This is a genomic window from Streptomyces chiangmaiensis (genome assembly GCF_036281785.1).
Classification (GTDB): domain Bacteria; phylum Actinomycetota; class Actinomycetes; order Streptomycetales; family Streptomycetaceae; genus Streptomyces; species Streptomyces chiangmaiensis.
Genome location: NZ_JAYWVC010000258.1, coordinates 1 through 9,732, shown reverse-complemented (window position 1 = coordinate 9,732; position 9,732 = coordinate 1). Strand labels below are relative to the sequence as shown.

The window sequence follows — 9,732 nt, the reverse complement described above, 5'->3', positions numbered from 1 at the left end:
TGTCCGGCTGTCCGGCTGTCCGGCTGTCCAGCCATGCCTCTCACCTGCATAAACAGCCCGGACAGCTCAATGAGCCGGTGTCCGGGCTGTCCGGCGATAGACGGCTGCAACACCCGGGGTGCTGCAGCCCGTTGGCGAAGCCGACCACTCAACAGGCGCAGGAGCCGGAGGCGACTTCCGATCTGCTCCGCCTCACGAGACGTGAACCGCAGGACGCAAAGCTTCCCCTACCTGATCAAGCACTCGGCTGCGCTGCCGCTCCGCCGGGCGCGCTTCCCGGCTCCGCTCCGCGCTGCGCCGACGCGGGCCCACGTGTGGGACAGGGCCCGTAGGGCATGTGGCCGTGCGGCCGCGGGCGGGCGGCGGCGCGCGGCCAGCCGTCAGCGGGACGCGGTGAGCGGAAGTTCGTCCGTGTTCGCGTTCACCGGCCGGGTGATCCGTTCGACGCCATGGGCGTCGAGCGCGACGGGGGCGGAGTTCGTACCCAGGGTCCCGCCGGGATGCCAGGTGCCCGTAACAACCACCCAGGTGTTGGCGGGCAGGGCCGCAGACCCGTACATCCGCACCTTCACGGGCTGGGCGTCCGCCGCGCAGCACGAGAAGATGATCCGAGTCAGATACCAGCCGCCGCCCTGCTTGTCGGGCGTGACGAAACCGGTCATCCGGACGCTGCGCCCCTTGATGGCCCGTTCGCGGTCCTGCTGCACACGGGCGATGAAGGCCGTAAGAGTCATCTCGACGGGCGAGGTCGCGGGCAGCGGATCGAAGTCCTCCTGCTCCGCAACGGCCTTGGGAGCCTCACGGGAAGCCGTGTAGGCGCCGAGGGCCGGCGGGGCGTAGAAGAGCAGGCTCAGCACGGGGAGGAACAGCAGCCAGGCAGGACGGGGCACGGTGGAGTGGTGGTGACCGTGGCCTTCGCCGTCGTCACCATCGTGACCGGGGCCGTCGTGGTGACCGCCGTGCTCCCGGCGCTCCGCGTGCGTCTCGCGCCTGTGTGAACTCCACTGCGACACCGCGTCCGCTACTCCCAGCAGGAGCAGCAGGGCGCCCGAGACGATCAACATCGGGCGCAGGTCCTCCTTGACGTATCTCAGGTACAGGTCGGTGAAGAGCGAGACGCGCAGCAGCCCGAGACCGCCGAGCACGAGCAGGACCACCTGGACGGGCCGTTTCACAGCAGCGCCCCTCCGATCAGCACGCTGCACAGCACCGCGACGACCGTCGTGGCGGCGGAGAAACGGACTGCGAAGGCCCTGCCGAAGGTGCCCGCCTGAAGAGCGATCAGCTTCAGATCGACCATCGGCCCCACCACCATGAACACCAGCCGGGCCAGGGGCGAGAAGCCGGTGAGCGAGGCCGCGACGAAGGCGTCCGCCTCGGAGCACACCGCCAGCAGGACGGCCAGCCCGGCCATGAACAGCACCGACAGCCAGGGCGAGCCGGAGAACACGTCGAGCACGGACCGTGGGACCGCCACGTTGAAGGTGGCCGCCGCCATGGCCCCGAGGACCAGAAAGCCGCCGGCGTGCAGGAAATCGTGCTGGAAGCCGAGCCGGAACTCCGTGCAGCGGCTGTGCCCCGGCCGGTGCCCAGTGTGCCGTACGGCCGGCCGGAGCCATTCGTCGCGTCCCAGCCAGAGCCACAGCCAGCCCATCGCGGCGGCGGTGGCGAGCGAGGCGAGCAACCGGGCCAGGACCATGGCGGGACTGCCGGGAAAGGCGATGGCCGTCGCGGTCAGCACGACCGGATTGACAGCGGGAGCCGACAGCAGGAACGCGAAGGCGGCCGCCGGGGTGACCCCCCGGCGGATCAGGCTGTTCGCGACCGGCACCGACGCGCACTCGCACCCGGGCAGCACGACCCCGGCGACCCCGGCGACCGGGACGGCGAGCACGGGCCGCCGGGGCAGCGCCCGGCTGAACACCCGTTCCGGCACGAACGCGTTGATCGCTCCGGACAGGGCCGTGCCCAGCAGCAGGAAGGGCAACGCCTGCACGGTGATGGCGAGACAGACCGTCCGCCAGGCATGCATGGCCGGGTGGTTCTGCCACAGGCTGAGGACGAGGAACACCGGACCGGCGAAGACGGCCGCCGCGAACAGGAGCGGTTGGGGCAGGGTCTGGCCGGGGGCTGCGGCGGCGGTCATCGCGGGGACCGCGACGGACGGCTCAGCCTCCTCGACCAGTTCTTCTGTCTTCTGCATGCCGGCTCCGAATGTCCGATTTTCAGACCGAACATAGCGGGCGCCGGGCCATGCCCCCCAATACCGCCACACGCTTTATTCAGAGGTCACGCGGATAGGCGCGGCTGGGGACACCGGCAATAGAACGGGCACAGGCCCCAGTGGTCATGGAGTAGCGACGCTCTGTGATCACTGGGGAGACCTGTGCCCGCGCTTGGACGCCGGCTACGACAGGGATGCCCTACAGGTGACGAAACTCAACGGCACCTGACGGCAACGGCAACGGACGTCAGCGTACGCAGTGGTACGTCACGGGGTGTCGACGTCTCTCCTTGTCGGGCCGGATCATGATCCTGGCCGCACGATCAACTCGCCTGAAAAGCGCAAGGTCGCCCTGGAGGGGCTCGGCCGAAGACTCCACACCCGAGCCTCCGCAGACGGCCAGTCCGACGCCGCACACAAGTTGACCCACGTCTTCGGCAACGCGCAGTGCGCCGAGTGCCATGTGGTCTTCAGCGTCGCGGAGGCCGTCGTCGCTCGTTGGGGCTGATGACCGCGCCCGCCAGCACCGGCAGGGGCTGCTTCCTACCTGTCGTCGTTGTCCCGGCCGTCTTCGAAGACGAAGAGTGGCTTGGCGCCACGTGCGGGTGTTTCGGCGAGCGCGATGGCTTCAGTGAAGCGTTCGAGCGGGAACGGCCGGCCTTGGGGGATGCTCAGCACTCCATCAGCGACGAGAGTGCGAACCTGGGACAGCGCGCGCAGCGCCTCCTCAGGTGAGGCAGTGCCGAACCAGCGGTTCAGCCAGAAGCCACGGACTGCTTTGGTCTCGTAGATGACCGAGCGTGCCTGCAGCGGGATCGTCAGCGCTGCCGGGTCAGTCTGCCGATGGGTAGAGAGCGCGCCGTAGACCACGACCTCTCCCCCGGGAGCCAGTGCCTGGGATACCTGGGCACCCACGTGGCCCGCGACACAATCGATTGCCTTGCGTACACCGGCCGGTCCTGCGATCTCAGCCACACGCTGCAACAGGTCCTCGTCCTCAGTGCAAATGACCTCGTCACCACCAAGCGCTTTGATCTCCTCGACGGCATCGCGCCGCCGCACGACATTGATCGTGCGAATGCCCAGATGCCTGGCCAGCTGAATGACGAGCCGGCCGACGGTGGAGCCCGCTGCCGTCTGCAACAACCATTCACCCGGCTGCACGTCGAGTTCGCGTGTCACGAGGAGCAGCGCGGTCAACGGGTTGATGGCGAGTTGACAGGCATCGGAGTCGCTCAGTTGATCGGGGACCGGTAGGAGCCTTCGTGTATCGGCAACAAGGTATTCCTGCCAAGTGCCGGCCATATGGGGCCCGGGTACCGCCGGGACCGCAACGGCCACCACGCGCTCGCCGATCTTTAGCCCCTCGGTATCCGGGCCCAGGGTCTCGATACGGCCCACGCATTCCATATGACCCCCAACAGTGGGAAACTCGGGGGAGAAACCGTAGCGGCCACGCAGCACGTGCAGATCGCTGGCGTGAATCGGAGTCGCCTTCACACGGATCAACGCCTGACCGGCTTCTGGCGTGGGAACAGGCCGGGATTCCAGCCGCAGGACATCGATCGGTTCGCCGACCTTTCCGGCTACGAGCGCGCGCATGGATCGAGACATGAGTGACCTTTCGTCTCTCGACGCCCGACGAACTCGGCGGGCGTCCCGGACAAGAACGATGCTGCCGACATCCTCGTCGGCGACCAGGCTCCGGACCCTTCCTTCTCAATGGAACCGGCCCGTGCGCAGAGTGTCATCGGCGTCGGGCCCCCTCTAGGCCTTTACCGACTCTCTCGGTATGATCACGTAAGAGTGCTGGGTTCCTGCGACCCACTGAGGTCCGTGATCAGGACCGCTCGCCGCAGCGCACTCCTTGAGTTCAGATTATGAATCTGTCATTTCGGGATCGCTACGCTCCGCCACGGAAAGATTCCCGACATCAGGGCCACCAGCTCAGAGGAATCGTTCTCCTCGAATCCGGAATATGCTCGCCGGCAAGCATCCACGATTGCCTCGATTGCCTGATTCCGTGACATGTTTCCTCTATATCGCAGCAGAAATGAGCGGGAATCCGTTCAGTCGCGGTCGGCATCCGCTGACGGGTCGGCGCAGTACTTCGCGTACTCTGTCCCGGCGAAGTGCTCGCCCAGCTTCCGGGAGAAGTACTGGAGCATCGGCAGCGGACGGTGGTTCATCACAAGATGCTGCGTCTTCCCCTCTTCATTTTTGTAGACGACAGCGATGTTGGCGATCGGCCTACCGTCCACCGTCGCTGCGTAGTCCTCGACGAAGCCGTTCTCTCCGTACTTACCGACGTAGATGAAGTCCTGGAATTCGTACAGAGTGCGCGCGTAGGACAGTATCGCGAAAACGTCCTTGGCTCCGTGGATGGTCCCGTTGAAGACCCCGGCCTCCAGCGTCACATCGTCGGCAAGATTGTCCAGCCAAGGGGGGTAGTAGTCCTTGCGCTGCCGCACTGGGTCGCCGCTGCCCAGATATGTCGGTGGCGTCTTGTAGGTCATTTGTCAGCCTCCTGCATCGGTTGAACTTCCAACAGAATCGCTGGACGCAACAGGCGCTGTCCAACAAAAGTCATAGACTGCCGCCATCTCGCTGAGAGATACCTTTGGGGCTCGCTGAGGGATACTCGGAGGGTGGAACTGCGCCAGCTCGAGTACTTCGTCGCCGTCGCCGAGGAAGCGAACTTCACCCGTGCCGCCGCACGGGTGCACGTCGTCCAGTCCGCGGTCTCCACCACCATCAAGAACCTCGAGCGAGAACTCGGCACGCCGCTGCTGGAACGCACTCCCAAACGCGTGCTGCTCACCGATGCCGGTGCTGCCCTGCTCCCGCGCGCCCATGCCGCTCTCGACGCCGCCCGGGAGGCCGCGGACGCGGTGGCCGAGGTCCGCGGCGGACTGCGCGGCACACTGCGGCTGGGCGCGATAACCACGGTTGGGCTCATCGACCTTCCCGTGTTCCTCGGTGAATTCCACCGGCGTCATCCCGGCGTGTTCCTGCAAACCAGCACTGCCCCCTCCGGCTCCCAGGGCCTGGTCGAAGCCCTCCTCGAACGGCGGCTCGACCTCGCCTTCGTCTCGGGACCCGGACCGCGCCCGACAGGCATCACGCTGACCGACCTCGCCACCTCGGTGCTCGACCTGGTCGTGCCGGCCCACCATCCGCTCGCGAAGCGCCGCACCGTGTCGATCACCGAACTGGCCGGCCTGGACTTCGTCGACTTCCCCGTGGGCTACAGCAACCGGACCGTTGCCGACCGGGCCTTCGCCGCCGCCTCTGTCCCCCATCGCGTCGCCATCGAGATCAGCGACCTCACCACCGGCGTCGCCTACGTGCAAAACGGCCTGGGCGTGGCACTGCTGCCACGGGTTGCCCTCGGCAAGGAGCAGGACGTCGCCACACTGACCGTCGACGACGCCGACCTGGAATGGCAGTTTTCCCTGGCCGCTCCGTCCGAGCGCCCGCCCGGTGCTGCGGCACGTGCCATGATCGCGATGGCGCACGAGTTCCTCCGGCGAGGGTGAGCATCGCCTCAAAGGGCGTTGTCACGTTGTCGGTTGAGGGGATGTGTATGTGCAGCATCCTCGTCATCCCCGGCAGGATGTCCATGCACAGCTCGTGCACCCCGTGGGCGAGGGGCCACAGCTCCCGGATCCCGGCCGGGGCGACGCCCCGGCCCCGCCCAGACCGGGCCCCGACGCCGATTCACGCGGCCCCGGCTTCTGCACCGCCGGGTGCCTCGTGCATCATGTCCGGCCTCATCATCTTTTCGTGTCTTCGCGGTTCACCCGCGCCGGCCCCAGGAGCAATCCCCTTGAGCGAGCAGCCTCAGCAGCCGCAGCAGCCGGGTCCCTACGGATCGAACCCCTACGGGCCGGGCCCCGGAGGATACGGGTATCCCCAGCAGCCGCCCGGGCCGTACGGGTACCCCGGCGGTCCCGTCCCGCCGGGGACGTACACCGGGGACCCGAACGCCCCTTACGGCTACGACCCCTTCGGCCGCCCGTACTCCGACAAGTCGAAGATCGTGGCGGGTGTACTGCAACTCGCCCTCGGCACCCTCGGCGTCGGGCGCTTCTACCTCGGCAACGTGGGCATGGGCCTGGCCCAGCTCTTCACCTGCGGTGGCCTCGGCATCTGGGCCCTGATCGACGGCATCATCCTGCTGACGAGCGAGAACCAGACCGACGCCCAGGGCCGGATCCTGCGTGGCTGACGCCCTGCCGCGCACGTGGTCCCTGCTCGGACATCCGGCGGCGGCACCCCTCGCGGTGCTCGCCGCCGGCGCGGCGGGCGCCGGGTACCTCTACGTCACCGATCCGCACCAGCCAGGCCATGTCCTGCCCCGGTGCCCGTTCCGGCTCGTCACCGGCCTGCTCTGCCCCGCCTGCGGCGGCACCCGCATGATGTACGACCTGATGCACGGTCACTTCGCCGCGGCCTGGCTGGACAACAGAGCCCTACTGCTCGCCTCGCCCTACGCGCTGGCGCTGTTGGGGCGCTGGATGGTGGAAGGCCTGCGGGGGCGCCGCTGGCAGCCACGGCTGAGCCGCCGGGCGCAGGCCCTTGTTCTGGTGCTCGCCGTGGCGTGGGTCGTAGCACGCAATGTCGTCTAGGCCACGCACCAGCCAGGAGAGCCACGTCGGCTGATTCAGCGTGATGAGGCCTGATTTGACCGGAAGCTGTCCGTAATTGATCACGGAATGGGAACGATCGTTCGACGCCACTCCCATCCGCCCCTTCCGTCTCCCTAAGCTCCCGGCTCGCAGGGGGGATGACAATTGCGTGACTTCGCCGTGGGATCCCTCCTGGGCTCATCCAGTCCGGAGCACATCCGTTCCGGACCTTCGTGACTGCTTACGGCACTTCCAGGAGCAACTTCCATGACTGTCCCCACCCCTGAGACCCCCTACGGCGTCGACCCGCTCGGCCGCCCGTACTCCGACAAGTCCAAGGTGGTCGCGGGCATCCTGCAGATCTTCCTGGGCGGGTTCGGCGCCGGCCGCTTCTACGTCGGCAGCACCGGCGTGGCGATCGCCCAGCTCTTCACCTGCGGTGGCCTCGGCATCTGGGCCCTGATCGACGGAATCCTGTTCCTCACCAGCAACGACCGCACCGACAAGCAGGGGCGTGTCCTGCGCGGCTGAGTGTGTCAGGCCACGGTTGTCGGTTCGAGGGCCTGCTCCCGGGGAGCAGGCCCTCGAACCGTGTCCGTTGTCAGTGGCGCCTCGTACTGCCGTCCACGGTGAGGGCCATACTGCGAACCACCTGAGCGCAGGGCTTGTACGCGCTTCTGAACCGGGCGATCAACCCGAGCCTGGAGCGATTCGAAGCGAAAATCCTCCGGAACGCCGGATGAGGCCAGTCCATGCTGTGCCGCCACTTCGGTGACGGCCGACCCGAGACCGTGCTGGGCGGCAGCCGCTCGGGAGAGGCCGGCGGCCATCCGGACGAGGCGGATGGAGGCGTCACCTCGCAGCAATCGCGTGGGGCCGCCGAGCGCCACGTCGCAGGTGGTCGCGAGAGCCGGTCGCCACCCGCCCCGCGCCAAGCGATGCTGCTCGCATCTGCAGCACGTGCGCCTCGCTTTCGCCGGCAAGCGAAAAGGCGGCTCCGGCCGTGCGGCGTGGGCAGGAATCGGGTTCTGGCGTCGCTCACCGCGGCCGCCGCTGCGGATGTCACCACGTTCACATGTCTGCACTTGCGGCGCATCCGGTTGTGTGGCAGGGATCGACAGCGGATGTGGTGGCCGCATGGCGGGTCGCCGCTGCTGGACGGCGAGGCGCTGGACTGCCGGTGGAAGGCAGGGCCGCCCATGATGGGTGCGGTGCTGCATGGGGCAGGCGAGACTGTAGCAAATAGGTGAATTGCACGTCTTATCGGGCGGCCATACGGTTGAATCATGGCGATCGCAACGACGAATCCTGTGACAGGTGAGGTCCTCGAGAGGTTCGACGAGCTGACTCCCGAGGAACTGGAGGACAAGCTCGCCCGGGCGGCGGCCGCGGCCGCCTCGTACCGATTGACAAGCGTCGAGGAGCGGGCGGGATGGCTGCAGCATGCGGCCGAACGTCTGGAGAAGGAGATCGAGAGCGTCAGCCGGATGATCACCGCGGAGATGGGCAAGACCTTCCGTGCGGCGGAGGAGGAAGTGGTCAAGTGCGTGCGCGGGTTGCGCTTCTACGCCGCCGAAGCCCCCGCGCTCCTGCGGGACCTGGACAGTGACGCCGGGCGCGTGGGCGCCAAGCAGACGTTCGTGACGTATCAGCCGATCGGTGTGGTGCTCGCGGTGATGCCGTGGAACCTGCCGTTGTGGCAGGCCATGCGGTTCGCCGCGCCCGCGCTGACGGCGGGGAACGTCGGTCTGCTCAAGCACGCCTCGAACGTGCCGCAGTGCGCCCTGTATCTGGAAGAGCTCTTCCGTGACGCGGGTTTCCCGGATGACGTGTTCCAGACCCTGTTGATCTCCTCGGGGAGGGTGGAGCAGGTGCTACGCGACCCGCGGGTGGCGGCCGCGACGCTGACGGGCAGTGAACCGGCGGGGCGGTCGGTGGCCACCATCGCCGGCAATGAGATCAAGAAGGTGGTCCTCGAACTCGGCGGTTCGGACCCGTTCATCGTCATGCCCTCCACGAATCTGGAGCGGGCCACCGATGTCGCGGTCAAGGCGCGGTGCCTGAACAACGGGCAGTCGTGCATCAACGGCAAGCGGTTCTTCGTGCACCAGGACATCGCTGACGCGTTCATCGAGATGTTCGTGGCGAAGATGGGCGCGCTGGTGGTGGGCGATCCGATGGACGAGGGCACCGACGTCGGTCCGCTGGCCACCGAGTCCGGCCGGCGGGATGTGGAGTCCTACGTCGACGACGCCGTCGCCAAGGGCGCGACGGTGCTGCTGGGCGGCGAACGCCCGGAGGGGCCCGGCTGGTTCTATCCGCCCACCGTGCTGACCGGCATCACGCCGGAGATGCGGATGTACCACGAGGAGGTCTTCGGCCCCGTGGCGCAGGTGTGGACGGTGGCCTCCCTGGAGGAGGCCCTGCGGGAGGCCAACGGGCACCCCTACGGCCTCGGTTCGAACCTTTGGAGCGAGGACGAGGCCGAACACGAACTGTTCGTCCGTGACGTGCAGTCGGGCATGGCCTTCATCAACGGCAACACGACCAGCTACCCCGAGATCCCCTTCGGTGGCGTCAAACGCAGCGGCTACGGACGTGAGCTGTCCGACCTCGGCATGCGGGAGTTCATGAACGCCAAGACCGTCTGGATCGGCCAGGACGTCTGAACCCCCGGTACCGGCCGGCAGTCGACACCACCGGCATGCACGCCGGCCGTCGCGGGGTGCGGCCCGCCGAGCACATGGAGGCGCGACGATGAGCGGAGCGAACCGGGCGCCGTCGTCCGGTCAGGGAAAGCCCGTGGTCGCGGTGCTCGGCACGGGCACCATGGGGAAGGCCATGGCACGCAACATCGCGGCGGCGGGACTGGGACTG

At 67.6% G+C, this 9,732-nt stretch carries 10 protein-coding genes; 6 read left to right on the top strand and 4 right to left on the bottom strand.

Annotated features, from left to right (window positions below; all coding sequences use genetic code 11):
- Positions 1-380 precede the first annotated feature (380 nt).
- The gene (locus VXC91_RS38830; protein WP_329512063.1) at positions 381-1,175 is read right to left on the bottom strand and encodes a TIGR03943 family putative permease subunit; all 795 of its coding nucleotides are present in this window, start codon (positions 1,173-1,175) and stop codon (positions 381-383) included.
- Positions 1,172-2,203 carry a permease gene (locus tag VXC91_RS38825; protein ID WP_329512062.1) on the bottom strand — a complete coding sequence of 344 codons (1,032 nt, stop codon included), beginning with the start codon at positions 2,201-2,203 and terminating at the stop codon, positions 1,172-1,174. The genes VXC91_RS38830 and VXC91_RS38825 overlap by 4 nt, the downstream gene beginning before the upstream one ends.
- A gap of 295 nt (positions 2,204-2,498) precedes the next feature.
- Here VXC91_RS38825 and VXC91_RS38820 point away from each other — a divergent pair, with 295 nt between their 5' ends.
- The gene (locus VXC91_RS38820) at positions 2,499-2,732 is read left to right on the top strand and encodes a hypothetical protein (RefSeq protein ID WP_329512061.1); all 234 of its coding nucleotides are present in this window, start codon (positions 2,499-2,501) and stop codon (positions 2,730-2,732) included.
- Positions 2,733-2,767: 35 nt separating this feature from the next.
- Here the strand turns inward: VXC91_RS38820 and VXC91_RS38815 are convergent, their stop codons facing one another.
- Positions 2,768-3,826, bottom strand: a complete 1,059-nt coding sequence (locus VXC91_RS38815) for a zinc-dependent alcohol dehydrogenase family protein (protein WP_329512060.1) — start codon at positions 3,824-3,826, stop codon at positions 2,768-2,770.
- A 467-nt stretch (positions 3,827-4,293) separates the two neighbouring features.
- Positions 4,294-4,740: a hypothetical protein gene (locus VXC91_RS38810; protein ID WP_329512059.1), complete on the bottom strand. Its 447-nt coding sequence runs from the start codon at positions 4,738-4,740 to the stop codon at positions 4,294-4,296.
- A gap of 132 nt (positions 4,741-4,872) precedes the next feature.
- On the opposite strand from VXC91_RS38810, the gene VXC91_RS38805 reads away from it, so the two are divergent.
- The 5 genes from VXC91_RS38805 to VXC91_RS38785 all read left to right on the top strand — a co-directional run bounded on the left by VXC91_RS38805 (position 4,873) and on the right by VXC91_RS38785 (position 9,524).
- On the top strand, positions 4,873-5,763 hold the full coding sequence (locus VXC91_RS38805; RefSeq protein ID WP_329512058.1) for a LysR family transcriptional regulator: 891 nt from the start codon (positions 4,873-4,875) through the stop codon (positions 5,761-5,763).
- Positions 5,764-6,053: 290 nt separating this feature from the next.
- Positions 6,054-6,455, top strand: coding sequence for a TM2 domain-containing protein (locus tag VXC91_RS38800; protein WP_329512057.1), 402 nt, complete (start codon positions 6,054-6,056; stop codon positions 6,453-6,455).
- Positions 6,448-6,855, top strand: coding sequence for a DUF2752 domain-containing protein (locus VXC91_RS38795; RefSeq protein WP_329512056.1), 408 nt, complete (start codon positions 6,448-6,450; stop codon positions 6,853-6,855). The genes VXC91_RS38800 and VXC91_RS38795 overlap by 8 nt, the downstream gene beginning before the upstream one ends.
- Positions 6,856-7,122: 267 nt before the next feature.
- Positions 7,123-7,386, top strand: coding sequence for a TM2 domain-containing protein (locus VXC91_RS38790; RefSeq protein ID WP_329512055.1), 264 nt, complete (start codon positions 7,123-7,125; stop codon positions 7,384-7,386).
- Between the two features lie 755 nt (positions 7,387-8,141).
- Positions 8,142-9,524 (top strand): NADP-dependent succinic semialdehyde dehydrogenase, encoded by a 1,383-nt coding sequence (locus VXC91_RS38785; protein WP_329512054.1) that lies wholly within the window; start codon positions 8,142-8,144, stop codon positions 9,522-9,524.
- The last annotated feature ends 208 nt before the right edge of the window (positions 9,525-9,732 follow it).